We start from the raw sequence: 19,258 nt of genomic DNA on the forward strand, positions 1-19,258 counted from the left end.
CCGCGCCGCCCAGCGCCTCTCGGCGCGGTGGCGCGCCCCCAGGCTGGGCATCGCCTGTCGCGCACACTGCCGGGCGCGCCGCGCCGCCAGCTCTTCGTTGCCCAGGCATAACGCCTCACACCCCGCGCGCCGCACAAACCACGCCGGCGCGCGTAGCAGCGCCCCCAGCCAGGCCTCATCCAGCAGGTAGGCCGGCAGGGCCTCCACCAGCAGGTGACGCGCCAGGGGGTTGCTCTTAAGCAGCATCCCCGCCCGCCAGGGCCTCTCGGAGCTCAGCCCGACAAGCATCGGCACGACCCGCTCGCCAAAGCGACGCGGCTCCGAGAGCAGGGCGCGGTAGTACTGCGTCAGCGTCGCCGTCACCTCCGCCACCTCCGCCACCCCGAAGCGCGGCACCTCCATGATGAGCGCGCTCGCCATCTGATCGATCAGCTGCTCATCCCCTGCCTCCAGGGCACGATCCATCAATCGCGGGTACCCCTGCACCGCGCTCGGCATCACCCGGCGCGCGAACACGCCGCGCACAAGCTGCGGGTAGCGCGCGTAGAGCGCCACCGCACTCACATCGCCCAGACGCGTCACCTCAGCCTCATCGCCCACTCGCCCCAGCAGCCAGAGACGGCGTCGACGCTCGCGATCCGGCAGGTCATCGGCATGGAGCAACCCCATCACCTCCCGCTCATAAAAGCGCTGTGGAGCCCACGTCTTGAGCACCCGAGCCCACAACCCCCACCAGCGCCGCGCGGCCACCTCCCTGAGAACCTCCCGCAGAAGCGCCCCCCCTCCCGGCGCCTCAAACGCCTCGCCAAGATGCCGGCGCACATAGGGCAACACCTCGCCACCACGCGCGCGCAAGAGCGTCAGAACCACCACCCCCTTCTCCTCGAAACTTCCCCGGGGATGATGCTCCTCCAGCCAGCTGATGAGCTCGGCCGGGTCGTGTACATGCTCGATGATCGCCTCGACATCGCGCCGCCACTGGCCCGGCGGCACCTGAAGCCGGTAGAGCTCTCGGGCAAAGGGCCAGTCGCCGCGCCGCCGCGCCGCGCTCCGCAACCCCTCCCAGATGCGCCGGCGGTAGACCGGCACCCGGGAGAGCTTCATCGCAATGTAGTCCCGCGCCGCCTCCGGATCGCAGCGGTAGAGCGTGAGCGCCTGAAGCTCACGCAGCTCAAAGGGCTGATCGTAGCGCTCCAACACCCGGCGGCGCGCCGCGCTGCCGCCGCGCACCTGCTCAACCTGCGCACAGAGATCCTCGCGCCAGCGCCCCACATCTCTGGGTCCGGCAGGCTGCCCCTCGGTCAAACGCCAGCGGTAGAGGCGCCGGAACACCTCGGCATCCTCCAGACTCTCGGCCAGCTGCAACCAGCGCTCCAGCTCCTCCTGATAGGGCCCCGACCAGGGCGCCACCCGCCAGGCGCCTCGCCCCGGGTCGTAACCCGCGCTGCGAAAACGCCGCAGAATAAACCCCCGATAGAGCGCGCGATGACGGCGGTACAGCGCCGGCCCCCACAGCCCGGTCAGGAGCGCAAACGCCGGCTGACGCGCGGCCAGCTCCTCCAACACCCCCAGGAGCGCGGCGTCATCAAGCGACTCCGCCTCAAGCAGCTTCGCCACCACCCGGGCCAACTTCCCCGCGTCCAGGCGCGTGCCATCCAGCGCCGACGCTCCCGCTGCCTCCTTCGACTCCCTGGCCATCATCGCTCTGACCTCCGCACAATCCGCATCGGCAACGCACACGGCCCGAAGCCCCCCGGGGCGCCTCCCACAAAAAAGCGGGGCGGCCCTTTTAGGCCGCCCCGCTCTCGCTGGCGTCGTGCTAACTCTCGCCAGGATCGCCCGGCTTACTGGTCGGCCAGGTATCGCTCCAGACCGCGGTTTGCCTGGGTGAGGTTCGGCGTGATCAGCCGAACCACAAAGCTCTCAACCGCGCTCCCGATCGCGCCGGCCCCCAGCCGCGGCACCCCGGGGATCTTTTTCGCATCGACGGTCAGCTCACCGTCGATCACAACCTCGGTGCGGCCCTCGCCCTTCTGCACATAGCTGGTGGTCCCCTTGCAGGTGACCGCCTCACTCAAAAAGCCGACCTCCATGACCCAGTCCACCTTAAAGCTGTCCATGTGCCAGGTGGCGTAATCAGTCCACTCGAGCATCTCCGGCTTAATAAACTTCTGCGCCAGTTTCGGCACCTCATCGGCGTTGGCTTTCCAGAAGTTAACCACCTTGAGCGTGCTGGCGTCGATCTCCTGACGATCGCGCACCTCGATCTTCTGAATATCCGGAAGATAGGGCACCAGCTCCACCATATGATCGCGGAAGGTCTCGTAGACTTTGTCCCGGTCGTAGGCGACCTCATCAACAATATGAATCTTCGACATCAGCTCATCTCCCGAAGCACCAGCCCGCGCGAGCAGGCGGCGCTTTCACGTGTTGGCCTATCAGCACCGTCGGGCGTCGCGCGCGCTACCTCAAATGTCAGCAGGGGCGCATCCCGACAAAAAAACCCGTCACCTCGCCACGGTCACGCATTGTGGCCAGGGGCGAAGCGGCGGGCTCTCACCTATCGGACTCAGGACTTAGCCCTGAAAGAACTCGGCGTTCTTCTCGGCGAACTCCGCCCACTTCGAGGGGAGCTCATCTTCTTCAAAGATCGCCTCCACCGGACACTCCGGCTCACAGGCCCCGCAGTCAATGCAGATGTCCGGATCGATATAGAGCTGGATCTTGGCCAGCTGAGCTTCCTCACCGGCCGCCTTAAGCTCCTGAATCTCTTCGACCGGCATCGGCCCGTGGATGCAATCCACCGGGCAGACCTCCACACACGAGGTGTCGCAGTAGCCGACGCAAGGTTCGGCGATAATAAACGCCATAAGTGTACTCCTTATACAGCCATGATGATGGTAGGGCGACGCCGTCATGCGCCGACATCGTGCCTATGATGACCACTCTCAACTGAAGGTCAACCCCATTTTACGCGCGAATCCTGCGTCCGGACGCGGCATATCGACTCCCACGCCCGGCCTGCCGGGGCTGGCGGCCCCTCACGCGGGCCGAACGGCTCAGGCCGCCCGCACACGCCGACGCACCCGCGCCAGCAGCACGCCCACTCCGAGGACAACGAGCGCGCCGAAGTTGCCTCCGGCGCCGGCGCTTGAGCAGCCGCAGCCCTCGTCGCCGCTCTCCCCTTCGTCGCCGCGCGGGCTCTCGCCATCGCCGGGGTCGGGCGAGCCGCTGCCCAGATCGGTGCAGCGCTCGGTGGCATCAGGGGTCGACTCCCCGTCGCATTCCCCGCTCCACCAGCCGCCCACGCAACGCTCCACACCCGCCTGGCAGGCATCGCCCTGGCGCGTCGCCTCCCGCCCCGAATAACACACCCGTTCATCGCCTTCGCTGCAGTTCTGCGCCGACGGAAGGCACGTCATCAAGGGCCGCTCGGCGCTCCACACCGGGCAGGCCTCGGAGTTGGCCAACACCTGCCCATTCGCACCGATCTCGGCGCCCAGCGAGCCGTAGCTCGGGTAGGTGTGCCCCACCCCGAACGCATCCACCGCCGCGAACACATAGCGGTGGCACCCGGGCTCAAGCGCCACATCCAGGCGCGCCTGGCCGCCGACAAAGGGGTTCTCTTCGCTGCGGTTAGCCCAGTCCGCCGCGCTCGGCGCGTCCATCGCCTCGCAGCCCTCCTCGAAGACGACCGTCGCCTGCGTCGGCGGCCCGTTCGGCTCCACATAGAGCATTGAGAAGCTCACCTGCCCCTCCGGCGTGTTTCCAAACGCCGAGTCCGCGCCCTCCCCGAAGACCAGGTGCACGCCGTCGGGGATCACCGGCAGCGCCCGCGCCGACTGACCACCCACCCAGCCCACATAGTTCTGCAGCCCGCGGCGCACCACCGCCGTACCCATCACCTGATGGGTCCCCGAGAGCATCTGCGGGTTGGCGTTGACCACACCCAGCGCCACCGTCTCCAGCTCTGCCGCCGGCGAGGGCTCGGCGCTCTCCGAGACCACACCGAGCTCATCGGTGGGCACACCGCCGGCCAGGGTGAACGTGCTCCAGCGTTCCTGTGGCGAGGTCGTGCCCGCGCCCGCATCACAGGCCACCACCTCACTCACGCAGCTGAGCTCCCCGTCGACCATACCGAGCTCGCAGCAGCTGCGCCCGCGCTCCTCCTCATCCTCCGGATCGCACGCGCAGGAGCTCTCGAGCACGTGCTCCCCCTGCCAGCGCGCCATCTCCACAAAGTAGGGGTCCACCACCGCCGGAAGCTCCGGAAGCGGCCCCGTAATCCCGGCCGCCTCCGGCTGGCGACGCGCCAGGTTCCACACATGCGCCATCGCCCGCTCGGCGTAGTCGGGCATCGCCTCACTGCCCTCCCCGCTCCAGTAATACGCCGGAGTCGACTCCCCCAGCGTCTGCTGGCGAGCCTCGGCGGCGGGCTCCTCGGCCGACCCACACCCGGCGGCCAGCAGCATCAGCCCCGCACTCCACATCGCCTTCGCTGCGACCGTCCCACCGCGCATCAGCATCGTCATCATCTCTGCCTGTCTGAAGTTCGCCACGTCGCCATCGCACCCGCTGCGCGGCGATGTTCGACTCGTATCAGGGCGCGTCAAGCGGCACGCCCAGCGCCTCGAGCTGCGCCTGAGCCTGGGCAGCCCACCCCCGATTGGCCGCAGGGCTGGCCGGGCTCGGGTGCAGCACTCGCCCGATCGTTCCTTGAAAACCACTCTTCTTGAGCGCGCGCTGCACACTCTTCTCGGCAAACGCGCCCACCCCGATGACCCACTGCGGCTCAAAATACGCCACGAGCTCGCGCAACGCCCGGTCGCAGGGCGGCAAGACCTGCGCCTTCTCGCCCTTCCGAAGTTGAGGCGGGGTGCGGTTTTTACCGTCTTCGTCGAGGATCAAAAGCGGGCAATAATTATGCACAAAAAAGGTCTCAAAGAAGCGCTCCGCCGTACCGAAGTGCTCCTGCGCCCAGCCCCAGAGACGCGAGCCGCTGACCTCACTGCGCGAGCACGCAAACCCGTCGACCGGCCGCTTCGGATGAAGCTCATCGGGCTGGCCCACCGGCGCCTCCACCCCCATCCAGTCCCGCACCATCTCGATGGTGCCAAACGGCACCCCGTTCTGCGCCATGCCCCAGGGCCCCGGGTTCATCCCCACCAGCATCACCGGCCGCGGGCGCTTCTGCCCGTAGCGCTCCAGGTAGAGCTTATGCGACTCCCAGGCGTACTCCAGCGGCTGGTAGGCGTGGCTGATCGGCGGCTCAAACGCCACCCCTTTAAGTTCTTCTACCAGGCGCTCACTGATCGCGATCGGATTCATAGGGCCTCCCCGGCCATCGTCAAAATAAGTTCCGCGTGCGCCTGCTCCACCGGCATCACCGAGAGACGCGAGCGCTTGACCAACATCATCTCCTCAAGCGCCTCGGTGGCCTTGATCTGCTCCAGACTCACCGTCTTCGAGAAGTGGCGCACATAGCCCAGATCCACAAGCCACCACCGCGGCTTGCTCTCGGTGGCTCTGGGATCAAAATAGTCGCTGGCAGGATCGAACTGCGTCGGGTCCGGGTAGGGCTCGCTGACCACCTCCGCCAGCCCCACGACCGCGGGAGGACGCTCCCGGGAGTGGTAAAATAACACCGCATCGCCCACGCCCATCTCATCGCGCATGAAGTTGCGCGCCTGATAGTTTCGCACCCCGTCCCAGGGTGATGTTTTCAGACGTTTTAAGTCGTCGAGTGAAAAGACATCCGGTTCACTTTTAACCAGCCAGTAGCGCATACACTCTCCACGGGTTTGCCCCTCGCCCGACACCTGCTCTGCCCCCGGGCTATAACACGGCCCGAGGCACGCTTCCACCGCATCATGGCGCGCTCAATTGACATCGTAGCTGCTCCCCCACTACACTTCGGGCGCTGGTCTGAGGGGCTGCCTTCGTCGCGATCCTTGACCACACCGCAATGGCTCCGGCGCAAAGCCGTCCCCTGCCCTCACGCCCATTGCTTGATCTCGTCAACCCCGTCTCATCATACCTCGCTTTGTCGAGGCCCCGCCCCTGGACCTAAGGAGGGCGTCTTGCGCACCATTAAGATTCTTATCATCGACGATGATAAAGACATCTGTGAATACATGCACCTCTTGCTCAGCCAGAGCGGCTACCACGTCGAAACCGAGACCAGCCCCTCGCGGGCGCTGGAGCTCTTGCGCGACGAGCAGTTTCACGTGGTCGTGCTCGACATCATGATGCCCGAGCTCAACGGCATGGAGGTGCTTGAGGAGATCCGCAAGTTCGACAGCGACATCGCCATCATCATCTTCACCGGCTACCCCTCGGTCGACACCGCCGTCACGTCGATGAAGTACAACGTGAGCGACTACATCAAAAAACCCTTTGATGTGGATGAGTTCAACCAGACCCTCGAGAACATCCTGCGCGATAAGGGCCTGCTCATCGACCCGGAGGAGCAGCTTCTTGTGACCATCGGCCAGAACATCCGCGCAGCCAGAAAAGATCGCAGCCTGACCTTAAAGCAGATGTCGCGCCGCACCGGCCTCTCAGTGAGCCTGCTCTCGCAGATCGAGCGCGCCGAATCGAGCGCCTCGGTCTCCAGCCTCTTTAAGCTGGCGCGCGCGCTGGACTGCTCCCTGACCGAGTTTTTCGGAAACTACTAACCCCCGCAGCGTCGAGCCTCCCGTGGCCTCTACCCCCGAGACGTTGCGCCTGGACACCGCCCCCACCGCCGCCATCCTGCCTCTGCGCACCCGGGTGCTCCGGCCGCACTTTCCCGCAGACCAGCTCGCGCATTTTGAGGGCGATGACCTCCCGCACACCCATCACTTCGCCGCCTGGGCCGGCGATGAGGTCGTCGCGGTGCTCTCCCTCTTTTTAATCCCGATGCCGGACACCACGCAGGACGCCTGGCAACTCCGGGGCATGGCCGTAGCTCCCGAGGTGCAGAGCCAGGGAGTGGGCACACGACTCCTGGAGCACGCCCTGATCCGACAGGCACTCGTCGATCCGACCATCACCCTGGTCTGGTGCAACGCACGCGAGCGCGCGGTGCCCTTCTATGAGCGCCACGGCTTTACGATCGTCTCCCCTATCTTTGAGATCGAGGGCGTCGGCCCCCACTACCGCATGGCCCGCGCCATGCCGGCACTCTTAGCCTGACACGGTGCCCTCAGCGCGCCAGAACCGCGCTCAACGCCTCGCGCAACGCCGCAAGATCAAAGGGTTTATACAGCACCACATTGTTGCTGGCTGCCACGAGCTGGCGGGCCTCCTCGCTGTAGAGCCCACCCGTCATAAAGACCACCCGCGGGGCCAGCTCGGGGCGGTTTTGCTCAAGCTCACGGTAGAAGGCCGCGCCGCTGATCACGGGCAGATGCAGATCACAGAAGATCGCATCGAAGTCCCCACCGCCCAGCACCGCGCGGGCTTGCTCCACACTCTCCACGCTGACCACCTCGGCCTGATCGCGCAGAAGACGCGCAAACATCTTGCCCAGCCGCACTTCGTCGTCGATCACCAGCACGCGACGTAACCTCGTCTCCTGCGCTCTCCCGGCATCTGCACCATCGGAAGGTGCGGCGAGTGCCGGCAACGAAACGCGCACCAGCGTCCCTTCTCCCTCCTCGCTGCTCAACTCCAGCTTGCCCCCGAAATGCTCGACCAGCCGCTGGGAGGTCGACAAGCCCAGGCCCGTCCCCTCATCCGGCCCCTTGGTGGTAAAGAAGGGGTCAAAGACCCGCGAGAGGTTCTCGCGGGAGATGCCCACGCCGTTATCCTCGATCTCAACGACGACCTGATCGCCCTCATCGAAGGTGCGCACGCTCACCCGCCCTGCCCCGTTGACGTGCTCCCTCTGGGCGACGGCATGCACCGCGTTGAGCAGGATGTTGAGCAGCACCTGGGTGAGCCCGGAGCGGGTCGCCATCACCTCGCGGCTGCTCCCCCGCTGCAGCTCCATATGCCCTTTGCCGCGCAGGTGAATCCGAACCATGCGCAACGCCAGGTTGAGGCTTTCATCAACCGCAAGCGGCTCGGCCGGCTGGCTCTGCTGCGGGTCGCGCGCCAGCACGCGCAACTCCCGCACGATGTCGCGCATGCGCAGCGCCCCTTCATGGGCGTCGTTGATCGCCGAGAGCGCCTCCGCGGCGTCATCCCGCGCCAGGCTCACCTGCCCACCCTCGCCCTGAAGCCGCGGCGCGAGCATGCCCTGTACAAACTCCATGCTGGCCAGGATGTAGGCCAGCGGGTTGTTGATCTCGTGGCCCACCCCGGCGGCCATCGTGCCCACGGCCGCCAGGCGCTCGAGCTTCTCCATCTCCAGCTGGCTGGTGCGCGCCTCGGTGATGTCCTGAAGGGTGCCGATGATGCGTCCGCTCTCGGCGCTGCGCGCCGCGTAGACCACAACCCAGCGAAGATCGCAGTGCGTCTCATCCCCGCGATCCACCTGCAAAATTCCCAGACGGGCGCAGGGCTCCTCCCGGAGCTGCGTGTCAAAGATCCGCGTCAGCTCCCCACGCGCGCTCTCCACGAAACGGTCGCAGAAGACCTGCACATCCAGCACGCCGTGCTCCACCCCGAGCTGCTCGGCGCCGCGCGCATCCATACGAATCGAACCCTCGCCGGGCGTCCACTCCCACAACCCCAGGTTGGATGCCTGCAGGGCAAGATCGAGGCGCTCTTGCCTCGCGATCAACCGCTCCTTAAGCGTCTTCTCCCGCTCGACCTGCTCCTCAAGCTCTCGCCGCGCCCTGCGCAGCTCCAGCTCATCGACCACCACCCGGGCAAGGTCGCGAAGTGCAACACGCTGCTCCTGACTGAGCTCAGCGTGCGGCTCGCTATCGAACACGCAGATCGTGCCCAGCCGGTGCCCATCCGGGGTCACCAGGGGCGCGCCGGCGTAGTAGCGGATCTTCGGGCCGCCGAGCACGTTGGGGAAGTCTTCAAAGCGCGCACCCTCGCGGGCGTCGGGCACCTCCATCAACTCGGTGCCGCAGATGGCGAACTTGCAGAACGACTCCTCCAGACTGGTCTCCACAACGTCGACGCCGAGACGCGCCTTAAACCACTGCCGCGCTTCGTCTACCAACGTGATGGTCGATGAGGGGGCATCGCAGATCTGGGCGGCGAGACGCACCAGACGCTCGAAGGCTTCTTCTGGCTCGGTGTCGAGCACTCTGTAGCGTCGCAACGCCTCCAGTCGTGCCCCTCCCCTGGCATATGCGTCTGCTTCCTTATGTCCCACATCAACCCCTTCAACCGCTACGGTGCCCCCCGCGAACCTCCTTAAAGCTTAACGTCAAACAACCTGTCAACCTCGCAATCTCGCACCGGGCGCGTTCCCTGCGAGACATCGACCGGGAGGTGTCTATCTTCGGCCCGAAACGCACTGTAAGGCCTTCACCGCAGGTACCTTCGCCCGCTTCAGGTCGTGCAGACATCACCGATCAACCGGGCCAACGCGCTGTGCAGGTAGTTACCTTCCGGCAAGTCTAACCCCGGCGGCCCGGATGTGAATAGCGCGCCGGCGATCTTTCGCGCAGATCTTTCGTTTGTCCGTACACGGAGTACCCCATGCTCTCCTTCGACCGCAGCATCGACACTCGACTCAGCCCGGAGGTCCTCTGGGAGCTTCTGGTCGAAGCCTTTGAAGATCCCGCCCACAGCCGCATCTGGCCCATCGACCTCGACGAGGTCTCCCCCATCACGCTGCGCCCCGGCGCCACGCTGGAGGCCACCTACAAGCTCGGCCCGCTGCACACCCACCAGCGCTACGTCATCGGCGAGGTGGTCGAAGGCCAGAGCTTGAGCTACAGCGCGCTGGGCTCCCACCCCTTGAAAGGGGGCGCCACCGTCAGCGTGCTCGAGAGCCTGCAGGGAAGCCAACTTCGCTGGGTCGGGAACTACACTCCGCGCCTTCACCCCCTGGCGCCGGGGGCGCTGCTCTTCGTCAAACTCTACTTTCTCAACGCCTTCTTCTCGAGCCTGGAGCATAAGATCCGCCTGCAGGAGGCGATGCTCGATGAGGCCCCGCGCGCGCACCGGGGCTAAGACACATTCCAGCGGCGCCGCTTGCCCACGCCCGCCCCCCGGCAGTAGGCTCGCCGCATGAGACGTACGCCCGCAAGCCCCATAGAACTTATCGAGCGCGCCCGCAGCCTGGCCGGCCTCACCCTGGCCGAGCTGGCCGGCGAGCTCCACATCGAGGTGCCCGCCACCCTGCGCCGCCACAAAGGCTGGGTCGGGCGCCTGCTCGAAGACGCCCTGGGCGCCGACGCCTCCACCGCCCAGGCGCCCGACTTCGCCGCCCTGGGCATCGAGCTCAAAACCCTGCCGGTCGACGCCTCCGGAAAGCCTCGCGAGTCCACCTTCGTGACCTGCGTGGAGCTCGCCCACCCCGACGACATCCGCTGGGAGACCAGCCACGTGCGTCAAAAACTCGCCAGTGTGCTCTTTATCCCCGTGCTCAGCGAGAAAGGCATACCCCCGGGCGATCGCCTCGTGGGTCAACCGCTGCTCTGGCAACCCACGCCGGCCGAAGAGGCCCTGCTGCGGGCCGACTGGGAGGGGCATATGCGCACCATCCGCCAGGGCTATGCCCACGCCATCACCGCCCGCGATGGCGAGGTGCTGCAGATCCGCCCCAAAGGCGCCCGCGCATCCAGCCGTGTCTGGGGCGTCGGCCCCAGCGGCGACCTCGAACTGATTCAACCGCGAGCCTATTACCTGCGCACCGGATTCACCGCCCGCATCATCGCTCGCAGCTTCGCGCTCAGCACCTGAACCTCCAGGCCTCAGAGCGCCGGCGCATCCACCAGCCCTGCCATGCGCCTCACCAACGCCCGCAGCTCTCGCGGGCCAAAAGGCTTCAGCAGCAGACGATCGGGGCGCTCATCGACAAAGCGCTGGGCTTCATCGGTATAAATCCCCCCGCTGATAAAGCCCATCCGCCCGGCCTGATCCGGGTAGAGGCTGGCGATCCTGGCATAGAGCTCCATCCCGTTCATCCGCGGCATCATCAAGTCGCTGATGATCGCGTCGTAGCGCTCCCCGTCGAGCAATCGCTCCAGCGCCTCCTCGGCGCTGGTGGCCAGAAACACGTCGAAGTCCTGCTTGAGCAGGCGCGCCACAACTTCCACGATCGCCAGCTCATCGTCGATCACCAGCACCGAGGGCCTCCGCGTCGTCGCCGCCACGTCGTCCTCCGGCTGACTGACAAGGTTCGCCGGCAGCACGATCGTCACCCGGGTGCCCACACCCTCCTCGCTCTCCAGGGTCAGCCCACCGCCCATCGCCTCCACAATGGCGTGGCTGGAGTAGAGCCCAAGGCCGCTCCCCTCCCCGACTTCGTGCGTCGTAAAGAAGGGTTCCATCGCCCTGCGACACACCTCCTCACTCATGCCGTAACCGCGATCGCGAACCTCCACACGCGCCTTCGCCGCGACCGGATCGTAGCCAAGCTCCACCTCGATCACCTGCCGTTCGCTCGGCAACCCCTCCACAGCCTCGGCGCTGTTGATCAGCACATTCACCAGCGACTGCACCAGCCCGCCGGCCGCCCCGCTCACCCAGATCGTCTCCTCGGCATGGCTGCGAACGCGCACCTCCACCTCGAAGTCCTGGCGCACCACCCGCACCGCCGTCTCCACCATCGCCCGCAGATCCACCGAGCCCGGCTCGCCCTCCCCCGAAGTCGCCACCCCGCGCAACCTCTCGACGATCGAGCCGATACGCTGCGCGCCCTCCCGCGCCGCGCTGAGCATCTCCTGCACCACCTCCGCGTCGGCCATATTTTTCGAGGGACGAAGCAGCACATCGAGATTGCTCGTAATGACGGTGAGCGGATTGTTGATCTCATGGGCCAACCCGCTGGAGAGCGTCCCCAGTGAAGCCAGGCGGTCGGCCATCGCCAGTCGCTCTTCCATCAGCTGACGCTCGGTCATGTCCGAGATCACCCCAAACCAGCGAATCCCCCCTTCTACGCGCTCGGCCGCCGTGGCGTGACCCGACATCCAGCGCACCCTCCCCTCATCATCGATCATCCGAAACTGCCCCCGCCATACATCGCCCGGCCGGGCCACCTCACCGTCCTGAACTTTCGCCAGATCCTCGGGGACGATCCGGCCCAACGCATCCTCTCCCCGCACACCCGGCTCCCGCAGCGCCTGAAATCCCGGCAACATCCCGACATTGAGGTAGGGCAGACGAAAGTTACCTTTAGCATCTTCCTCAAGTTGGAAGAGAATCGCCGGCATATGCTCGTTGATCTGCGCCAGCACCTGATCGCGCTCGCTGATCTGCTCGGCCAGGCTGCGCACATGGGTCACGTCACTGGCCAGCCCCACCACATAGCGCCGCCCGTCGGTGCCCTCAATACGCACACGCGTCACCTGAAACCACCGCGAGACGCCATCGGCCCGCACCCACTCTTCTTCCCTCGCGAGCGACTTGCCGCTCTTGAGCACCTGCTCGAAGCCCTGCTGCTGAAAATGATGATCCCCCGGACCGATCACCACCTCCGTCACACCGGAGCCGATCAGCTCGTGCTCCGGGAGCCCGATAAACTCGCAGATGTAGCGGTTGCAAAAGACCAGCTGCGCGCTCGCATCGCGGATGAAGACCGCGTGCGGCAGCACATCAATGGTCGCCCGCACAAGCTCCAGCGCGTGATCGATCTCGGTGCGCACCCCCAGCCGCTTGGCCAGCGCGCGCAACCGCAACTTCAGGCGCTCCGTGGCATCGTGAAGCCGCCACGAGAAGACATCATCGGCGCCGGCCTCATACACCGAACGCCAGAAGTGCTCGGCGAGCACCTCCTGGCTGGCCCCGTACAGCCAGATCCGCGTGGGAAGACCACCCAGCATCTCGCGCAGGCGCTTGACCGCGTCAGCGGCCAGCTCGGCATCATCAGCTCGAACCAGCACCACATCGGGGACTCGCCCCGAAGCGATCACCGCCAGCAACCCCTCCACACTCTCGAAGGTGCGGTGGCGTAACCAGTGCTCCTCCCCCTCCCCGACGCGGCTCTCCACCACCTTGAACTGCAGAAAGAGCTCGGCCACGTTGAGAAAGAAGTTGGGCTGGGTCAGCGCAAAACTCTTCGAGCTCAGCGGACGACGCTTCCATTCACGCTGATGTGCAGAACTCATGACGGTGTCTCAAAACTCGGGAAGATTCCGAAGTTCGGTCGCGCACGACGTCGCACGCCGACGATCGTGGAGGCCAACAACTTCTCGGGGGGCGGCATTCTGGGAGAGACACCGTCGATGAGTCAAATCCTCATTGAGGAGCCCCGGCCGACGCCATCAAAGATCCAACCCGCCGCGCATCACCTGAAAGAGATGCCCGTCGTCCAGGCGCACCGCGCTGAGCGCGCGCCCCCATACGCACCCCGTATCAAGCGCAAGAAGGCGAGTCGTCTTCATATAACCCAGCGCCGACCAATGCCCGCAGATCACGCGCACCCCGCCCGGCTCCGGCCCGTCGATCGCCCAGCGCGCCGGCTCGGCGTCAAACCAGGCATGCCGGGGCGCCTCAATGCTCTCGTAGGTCGACTTATAGTCAAACTCCAGCGAGCCGTCGGCCTCCAGCACCCGCATACGCGTCATGATGTTGATCGCCACACGCAGACGCGCCTCCACCTCGAGATCATCCCGCCACTGGCGCGGCGCATTGCCGTACATCGCCTCAAACACCTGGCGGAAGTCCTCGCCGCGCAGCGCCGCCTCCACCTCCCGGGCCACCGCCTCGGCCTGCGTCGCGGTCCACTGCGGCCACAACCCGGCGTGCACCACCAGATTGTCGCCGTGACGCACGATCATCGGCCGGTGGCGCAGCCAGTCGAGCAGCTCGCCGGCGTCCGGCGCGCTGAGCACATCCCCAAACGTATCCTTCTCTCGGGCGTCTCGCCCGCCCAGCCCCACCGCCAGCATATGCAGGTCGTGGTTTCCCAGCACCACCTCGGCCGCATCCCCCAGCCCCCGTACAAAACGCATCACCCCGAGCGAGTCCGGCCCACCGTTGACCAGATCGCCCACAAAGATCGCCCGGTCGCGCCCCGCATCAAAGGCCGCCCGCGCCAGCACCTGCTCCAGCTCACGAAGACATCCGTGCACATCTCCCACCACGATCGTGGCCATCACCGCACTCCCGTCCTGAATCCTCTGCGCACTCGGCCGGCGGAATCATCGCCCGCTTCGGCCTGTTCTTTAGCCCGCGATCCGACGCTTCGCCACCGGCCATCCCAACGCGTCTGCCAACTTCCCTTGTCCGCCCGGCGGCGGTGGTGCTACCACTTGGGGCGTCTTTTACGCCCAATTTTCGCACCGGCCACCTCCACGGGAGAACGCTATGAAAGCCGCAAATCACATCCTGGAAGTCATCGGTAACACGCCGCTGGTCAAGAGCCACACCATCGCCAGCCATGTCAAGGCAGACATCTTCCTGAAGCTGGAGTACCTCAACCCGGGCTCCAGCGTAAAAGATCGCCCCGCCCTGCAGATCATCGAAGACGCCGAAGCCTCCGGCGCGCTGCGCCCCGGCGGCACCATCGTCGAGGCCACCAGCGGCAACACGGGCATGGGCCTGGCGATGGCCGCCGCCATCAAGGGTTATAAGTGCATCTTCGTGATGCCCGACAAGATGAGCGACGAGAAGATCAAAACGCTGCGCGCCTTCGGCGCTCGCGTTGTGGTCTGCCCCACCGCGGTCGAGCCCGATGACCCCCGCTCCTACTACTCGGTGGCCATCCGCCTGGCCCAGGAGACCCCCAACGCCTTCCACGCCAACCAGTACCACAACCCGTCGAACCCCCGGGCCCACTACATCAAGACCGGCCCCGAGATCTGGGAGCAGACCGAGGGCAAGATCGACGTGTTTGTGGCCACGATGGGCACCGGCGGCACCATCAGCGGCACCGCCAAATACCTCAAAGAGCAAAACCCCAACATCCAGGTCGTCGGCGTCGACCCCATCGGCTCGATCTACTACGACTACTTCAAGACCGGCAAAATGACCGAGGCCAACTCGTATCTGGTCGAGGGCTTTGGCGAAGACATCATCCCCTCGACGATGGACTTCGACTTCGTCGATGAGGTCGTGCGCGTCAGCGACAAAGAGTGCTTCATCACCACCCGTCGCCTGGTGCGCGAGGAAGGCGTCTTCGCCGGCGGCTCCTCCGGGGGCTGCCTGGCCGGCGCGGTCAAATACGCCGAGCGCATCGACCGCCACGCCAACATCGTCACCATTATGTGCGACACCGCCGGGCGCTACCTCACCAAGATCTTCGACGACGAGTGGATGCGCGAGAACGGCTTCCTCGACGAAGACCGTGGCGTGGGCACCGTCGCCGACATGCTCAAGGGCCAGGAGCAGACCGTCTACACCACCGAGAAGGGCGCCAGCGTGGCCGAGGTCGTCGGTCTGATGAAGACTCACGGCATCAGCCAGCTCCCGGTCATCGAGGGCGATCGCATCGTGGGCATCGTCAATGAATCCGACGTGCTCAATCACCTCCTGAGCGAAGGCGGCAAGGGCGACGACCTCGTCGACGGCCTCATCGAATCGCACTTCGCGATCGTCGAGCCCTCCAACCGCGTCAGCCTCATCGGCCAGTTCTTCCGCCAGAACAAGGTCGTGCTGGTGCTCGATGGTAAAAAACTCGTCGGCATCATCACCAAGATTGATTTTATCGACTACGTCAGCCGTCAGATCTGACGGTGACGCGTTGGTTTGTTTTTCACTCAGGGACTCCACCATGAACGCTCGCATATCTTCCGGTCTTAAAGGCGCAGCGCTCGCGCTGGTCGCGCTCCTCGGCACCTCCGCGCTTCTGGCCGGCCCGATGGCCTCAAGCGCCGAGGCTCAGCGCGTTCAACGCAGCTCTGACCGCACCGTGCGCCTGACGCTTGTGGTGGAGTCCCCCGAGATCGAAGCCGAGCCCGACCAGAACCAGCGCACCCGCGCCCGCCGGCTGCTCGCCGAAGAAGCCGCCGAGCGCATCATCACCCGCCTCAAGGCCATCGGCGTCAAAGATCCACGCGCGATCGTCACCCCCCAGAACCGCATCCAGGTCGTCGCCCCCGGCGCCCTCTCTGCCCAGGTGGTGCGCGGCGCGCTGCTCGCCCCCGGCAAACTCGAGATTCGCCCCGTCAACGAACGCAGCCCCCACTGGACCGAGCTCGCCGGGCAGCTGCCCGCCGGCGTCGAGATCCGCCAGAACCCCGGCCAGGTCAGCCCCGACCGCGTGCACCTCTGGAGCGCCGACTTCGCCACACTGCATCGCTTTACCCGCCGCCTGGCCCTGGGTGAGACGCGCGTCGAGGTCTTTCCGACCCGCGACGGCTGGCGCACCCTCGACCTGGGAGAGGTCCTGGCCACCGAGGACGACCTGGCCTCCAGCGATCTTCGCTCCAGCCCGGCCGGCATCCCCTTTGTGCAGATCGAGCTTGATGCTGGCAGCGCCGAGAAGATCCGCAGCGCCACCGCCTCCAGCACCACCCCGATGCTGGCGGTGATGATCGATGGCGAGGTCGTCAGCCTGATTCGCCGCGCCGGCAGCCAGGCCCTCGAGATCCCCTGCCCCGACCACCTGCGCTCGCATCAGTCCCGACAGGCCTGGGCCGCCCAGGTCGCAGGTCGCCTGGCCACCCCCATCCCCCTGACCATCGCCGAACTCACGGAGCCCTGATGTCGTCTCGATTCTTGCCCGAAGCCATCCGCGGGGTCTGGTTCTACGTACCCGAAGACTTTGACCTGGAGCGCGGCCACGAGCGCACCCGTCAGCAGCTCGCGTTTCGCATCGACGGCAGCTTCACCCGCTACCAGATTAAAAACGACTCGCGCCGCGCCATTGAGACCGGCGATTACACCTACGATGGCAACTTTTTGATCCTGCGCGGGCGTAACACCGACACCTTCCGCGTACGCCAGAAGGGCCACTGGCGCTGGGACCTTGAGGGCAAGAAGAAAGAGCAGCGCCTGCTGCGTGCGCTCATTGATCTGGATGCTCCCGAAGAGCTCAGCACCTCGGCCGCCCGCGACATCCGCATCCTCCCGCTGCGCGTGCAGATCAAGGGCCGCTACAAAGGCGATGACACCATCTTCGAGGCCATCTACCACCCCGCCGAAGGCGACGCGCGCCTGGTCGCGACCTTCTTCGTCGAAGAGCACCCCGGCCAGAAGCGCTGGGTGGGCATTACACCGCTCGTCCAGGGCATTGAGCCCGCCACCTGGGAGCGCATCATCGAAGACAGCTTCCTGGATCTCTTCCTGGGCAAGCCCGACGACGTCGGCGTGGTCACCCTGCGCCTGCTCGACAGCGGGGAGTCGCGGGTCTTCAATTACAAGGTCAACGACTGACTCAGACGCTCCCTCCTGAGCGTCGCCCCCCGTTGCGTTGGTCGCCTCATAGGGGTATACAGAGGCCTCCTATCGCATCTTGACGTGGAGTTCGGCCCGTTCACCCTCATGCACTGAACGTGAGCGCGGTCGAGACCGCTGTACGGGGGCTCTTATGGCCGGTTTGGTCGACTATTTTGTACCTGCGCATTTTCCCGCTGAGGGCCTGCAACGACGTCAGGCGCGCATCGCCGTTCAGTCGGTCTTCGCGCTGCTGGGCTGGGGTCCGGTCGCCTGCACGCTCTACTACGTCGGCGGCTCGCCAGCGGCGATGTGGGCGGTGGCCGCAGCCACTGTGACCTCCGCGCTCACCCCGTTTTTGCTGAAGTGGACCGGCAGCCTCAACATCGCCGGCAACTTTTTGATCTTTACCCTCTACGCCCTCTTCACCGGGCTGAGCACCCTTTTTGGGGGCCTGCACGCCCCGCCGGTCAACTGGCTCCTGCTGATGCCGGTCTACTCGCTGCTCTTTTTTAACGCCCGCACCGCCATCGTCTGGATGGTCGTGGCGTTCTTGACCTGGGGCGGCTTCATCGGCGCCGAGCTCTTCGGGCACACCTTCCCCTACCAGCTCGACCCTCGCCTGGACCTGGCCCACCGCGCTGTGGGCGTGCTCGGGCTGAGCTCGATGGTCTTTGCCGTCATCCTCCTCAAAGACCACCTTCAGGGCTGGCTTGTCGACACCGTGCGGGCTACGGCCGCCGAGACCCGGGCGGTGCTTGAGACGGCCCCCGACGGCATCCTCACCCTCGACCTGGAGGGGCGCGTACTCAACGCCAACAACGCCGCGGCCCGCATCCTGGGCCGAGACCGCGAAGCCTTGCTGGGAAAACCCATCGACGAGCTGGTCATCTCGCTCGATGCCGCCCGCGCTCTGGAGAGCGCCGCCGGCGCCTTCGGCCTCACCGAAGAGCACAGCGCGCTGAGCGCCGATGATCGCGTCTTCCCGGCCGAGATCGCCTTCGGCGCCCTCGAGGGCAGCGCCCGCGACGGGGTGGTGCTCGTGATGCGCGACATCACCGAGCGCAAAGAGGCCGACCTTCAGCTGCGTCAGGCCCGCGACGAGGCCATTGAGGCCAGCCTCGCCAAGAGCACCTTCCTGGCCAACATGAGCCACGAGCTGCGCACCCCGCTCAACGCGGTGATCGGCTACTCCGAGATGCTCATGGAAGAGATCCAGCTGATGAGCCGGGAGCCCGACGATGCCCCCCAGCAGCGCGTGGAGGGCTTTCTGCCCGACCTGCGCCGCATCCGCACCGCCGGCAAGCACCTGCTCATGATCATCAGCGACATCCTCGACCTCTCCAAGATCGAGGCCGGCAAGATGACCACCCACGTCGAGCCCTTTGAGACCCGCACGCTGCTCGACGAGATCTGCGACACCGTGCGTCCCCTGGCCGAAAAAAACGCCAACCGATTGCTCCTCGACATCGATGGCGAGCTCGGGCAGATGCGCTCCGACGCCACCAAAGTCCGACAGGTGCTCTTCAACCTCTTGAGCAACGCCTGCAAGTTCACCCACGAGGGCCAGATCAGCCTGCACGCGCGCCGCTGCGTGGCGAGCGATCAGATGCGCTTTGAGGTCCGCGACACCGGCATCGGCATGAGCCCCGAGCAGCTCGAGCGGGTCTTCGACGCCTTCACCCAGGCCGACACCTCCACCACCCGCCAGTTCGGCGGCACGGGACTGGGCCTGACGATCACCCGCCATTTCTGTGATCTTCTCGGCGGTGACATCCAGGTCAGCTCCGCCCCCGGCGAGGGCACCCGGGTCTCAGTGCGCATGGCGACGTCGCTGGAGAGCACACCGAGCGACGCCCCCTCCGAGACCCTCCCTGCCTGACGC

The 19,258-nt window shown here is 65.9% G+C and carries 17 protein-coding genes; 8 read left to right on the forward strand and 9 right to left on the reverse strand.

Annotated elements, in window-relative coordinates; translation table 11 throughout:
• The 6 genes from FRC96_RS04920 to FRC96_RS04945 form a co-directional block, all read right to left on the reverse strand.
• Positions 1-1,701 (reverse strand): hypothetical protein (locus FRC96_RS04920; protein ID WP_230469893.1); only part of this gene is annotated, 1,701 nt, incomplete at its 3' end.
• Positions 1,702-1,844: 143 nt separating this feature from the next.
• Positions 1,845-2,378, reverse strand: coding sequence for a hypothetical protein (locus FRC96_RS04925; protein ID WP_146973352.1), 534 nt, complete (start codon positions 2,376-2,378; stop codon positions 1,845-1,847).
• Positions 2,379-2,576: 198 nt separating this feature from the next.
• Complete coding sequence (locus tag FRC96_RS04930; RefSeq protein ID WP_146973353.1) at positions 2,577-2,870, reverse strand: 4Fe-4S dicluster domain-containing protein; 294 nt, start codon at positions 2,868-2,870, stop codon at positions 2,577-2,579.
• A gap of 189 nt (positions 2,871-3,059) precedes the next feature.
• On the reverse strand, positions 3,060-4,532 hold the full coding sequence (locus FRC96_RS04935) for an MYXO-CTERM sorting domain-containing protein (protein ID WP_146973355.1): 1,473 nt from the start codon (positions 4,530-4,532) through the stop codon (positions 3,060-3,062).
• Positions 4,533-4,599: 67 nt separating this feature from the next.
• On the reverse strand, positions 4,600-5,328 hold the full coding sequence (locus FRC96_RS04940; protein ID WP_146973356.1) for a uracil-DNA glycosylase family protein: 729 nt from the start codon (positions 5,326-5,328) through the stop codon (positions 4,600-4,602).
• The gene (locus tag FRC96_RS04945; protein ID WP_146973358.1) at positions 5,325-5,786 is read right to left on the reverse strand and encodes an EVE domain-containing protein; all 462 of its coding nucleotides are present in this window, start codon (positions 5,784-5,786) and stop codon (positions 5,325-5,327) included. Before FRC96_RS04945 ends, FRC96_RS04940 begins: the two co-directional genes overlap by 4 nt.
• A gap of 294 nt (positions 5,787-6,080) precedes the next feature.
• On the opposite strand from FRC96_RS04945, the gene FRC96_RS04950 reads away from it, so the two are divergent.
• Complete coding sequence (locus FRC96_RS04950) at positions 6,081-6,677, forward strand: response regulator (RefSeq protein WP_230469894.1); 597 nt, start codon at positions 6,081-6,083, stop codon at positions 6,675-6,677.
• Positions 6,678-6,699: 22 nt separating this feature from the next.
• Positions 6,700-7,176 (forward strand): GNAT family N-acetyltransferase, encoded by a 477-nt coding sequence (locus FRC96_RS04955; protein ID WP_146973361.1) that lies wholly within the window; start codon positions 6,700-6,702, stop codon positions 7,174-7,176.
• Between the two features lie 10 nt (positions 7,177-7,186).
• Here FRC96_RS04955 and FRC96_RS04960 read toward each other — a convergent pair whose 3' ends face one another.
• Positions 7,187-9,205 (reverse strand): ATP-binding protein, encoded by a 2,019-nt coding sequence (locus FRC96_RS04960; RefSeq protein WP_230469895.1) that lies wholly within the window; start codon positions 9,203-9,205, stop codon positions 7,187-7,189.
• A 383-nt stretch (positions 9,206-9,588) separates the two neighbouring features.
• Between FRC96_RS04960 and FRC96_RS04965 the strand changes: the two genes are divergently transcribed.
• Both FRC96_RS04965 and mutH read left to right on the forward strand, forming a co-directional pair.
• Positions 9,589-10,065 carry an SRPBCC family protein gene (locus tag FRC96_RS04965; RefSeq protein ID WP_146973365.1) on the forward strand — a complete coding sequence of 159 codons (477 nt, stop codon included), beginning with the start codon at positions 9,589-9,591 and terminating at the stop codon, positions 10,063-10,065.
• 57 nt (positions 10,066-10,122) lie between these two features.
• Complete coding sequence (gene mutH, locus FRC96_RS04970) at positions 10,123-10,797, forward strand: DNA mismatch repair endonuclease MutH (protein ID WP_146973366.1); 675 nt, start codon at positions 10,123-10,125, stop codon at positions 10,795-10,797.
• Positions 10,798-10,808: 11 nt separating this feature from the next.
• Here mutH and FRC96_RS04975 read toward each other — a convergent pair whose 3' ends face one another.
• Together FRC96_RS04975 and FRC96_RS04980 are read right to left on the reverse strand one after the other, a co-directional pair.
• Positions 10,809-13,163: a hybrid sensor histidine kinase/response regulator gene (locus FRC96_RS04975; RefSeq protein ID WP_146973368.1), complete on the reverse strand. Its 2,355-nt coding sequence runs from the start codon at positions 13,161-13,163 to the stop codon at positions 10,809-10,811.
• Between the two features lie 156 nt (positions 13,164-13,319).
• Complete coding sequence (locus FRC96_RS04980; RefSeq protein WP_146973369.1) at positions 13,320-14,153, reverse strand: symmetrical bis(5'-nucleosyl)-tetraphosphatase; 834 nt, start codon at positions 14,151-14,153, stop codon at positions 13,320-13,322.
• A 211-nt stretch (positions 14,154-14,364) separates the two neighbouring features.
• Between FRC96_RS04980 and FRC96_RS04985 the strand changes: the two genes are divergently transcribed.
• The 4 genes from FRC96_RS04985 to FRC96_RS05000 all read left to right on the forward strand — a co-directional run bounded on the left by FRC96_RS04985 (position 14,365) and on the right by FRC96_RS05000 (position 19,255).
• The gene (locus tag FRC96_RS04985; protein ID WP_146973371.1) at positions 14,365-15,729 is read left to right on the forward strand and encodes a cystathionine beta-synthase; all 1,365 of its coding nucleotides are present in this window, start codon (positions 14,365-14,367) and stop codon (positions 15,727-15,729) included.
• Positions 15,730-15,769: 40 nt separating this feature from the next.
• Positions 15,770-16,702, forward strand: a complete 933-nt coding sequence (locus FRC96_RS04990) for a hypothetical protein (RefSeq protein WP_146973373.1) — start codon at positions 15,770-15,772, stop codon at positions 16,700-16,702.
• Positions 16,702-17,373: a hypothetical protein gene (locus tag FRC96_RS04995; protein ID WP_146973374.1), complete on the forward strand. Its 672-nt coding sequence runs from the start codon at positions 16,702-16,704 to the stop codon at positions 17,371-17,373. Before FRC96_RS04990 ends, FRC96_RS04995 begins: the two co-directional genes overlap by 1 nt.
• 154 nt (positions 17,374-17,527) lie before the next feature.
• Positions 17,528-19,255, forward strand: a complete 1,728-nt coding sequence (locus FRC96_RS05000; RefSeq protein ID WP_146973376.1) for a sensor histidine kinase — start codon at positions 17,528-17,530, stop codon at positions 19,253-19,255.
• The last annotated feature ends 3 nt before the right edge of the window (positions 19,256-19,258 follow it).

Origin of the sequence: Lujinxingia vulgaris (genome assembly GCF_007997005.1) — a bacterium.
GTDB lineage: Bacteria > Myxococcota_A > Bradymonadia > Bradymonadales > Bradymonadaceae > Lujinxingia.

What these genes read in the sequence shown, in the direction of transcription:
- FRC96_RS04925 (WP_146973352.1), bottom strand. Translation starts at nt 2,378, where the DNA reads ATGTCGAAGATTCATATTGTTGATGAGGTCGCCTACGACCGGGACAAA.
- FRC96_RS04930 (WP_146973353.1), bottom strand. Translation starts at nt 2,870, where the DNA reads ATGGCGTTTATTATCGCCGAACCTTGCGTCGGCTACTGCGACACCTCG.
- FRC96_RS04935 (WP_146973355.1), bottom strand. Translation starts at nt 4,532, where the DNA reads ATGACGATGCTGATGCGCGGTGGGACGGTCGCAGCGAAGGCGATGTGG.
- FRC96_RS04940 (WP_146973356.1), bottom strand. Translation starts at nt 5,328, where the DNA reads ATGAATCCGATCGCGATCAGTGAGCGCCTGGTAGAAGAACTTAAAGGG.
- FRC96_RS04945 (WP_146973358.1), bottom strand. Translation starts at nt 5,786, where the DNA reads ATGCGCTACTGGCTGGTTAAAAGTGAACCGGATGTCTTTTCACTCGAC.
- FRC96_RS04965 (WP_146973365.1), top strand. Translation starts at nt 9,589, where the DNA reads ATGCTCTCCTTCGACCGCAGCATCGACACTCGACTCAGCCCGGAGGTC.
- mutH (WP_146973366.1), top strand. Translation starts at nt 10,123, where the DNA reads ATGAGACGTACGCCCGCAAGCCCCATAGAACTTATCGAGCGCGCCCGC.
- FRC96_RS04975 (WP_146973368.1), bottom strand. Translation starts at nt 13,163, where the DNA reads ATGAGTTCTGCACATCAGCGTGAATGGAAGCGTCGTCCGCTGAGCTCG.
- FRC96_RS04980 (WP_146973369.1), bottom strand. Translation starts at nt 14,153, where the DNA reads ATGGCCACGATCGTGGTGGGAGATGTGCACGGATGTCTTCGTGAGCTG.
- FRC96_RS04985 (WP_146973371.1), top strand. Translation starts at nt 14,365, where the DNA reads ATGAAAGCCGCAAATCACATCCTGGAAGTCATCGGTAACACGCCGCTG.
- FRC96_RS04990 (WP_146973373.1), top strand. Translation starts at nt 15,770, where the DNA reads ATGAACGCTCGCATATCTTCCGGTCTTAAAGGCGCAGCGCTCGCGCTG.
- FRC96_RS04995 (WP_146973374.1), top strand. Translation starts at nt 16,702, where the DNA reads ATGTCGTCTCGATTCTTGCCCGAAGCCATCCGCGGGGTCTGGTTCTAC.
- FRC96_RS05000 (WP_146973376.1), top strand. Translation starts at nt 17,528, where the DNA reads ATGGCCGGTTTGGTCGACTATTTTGTACCTGCGCATTTTCCCGCTGAG.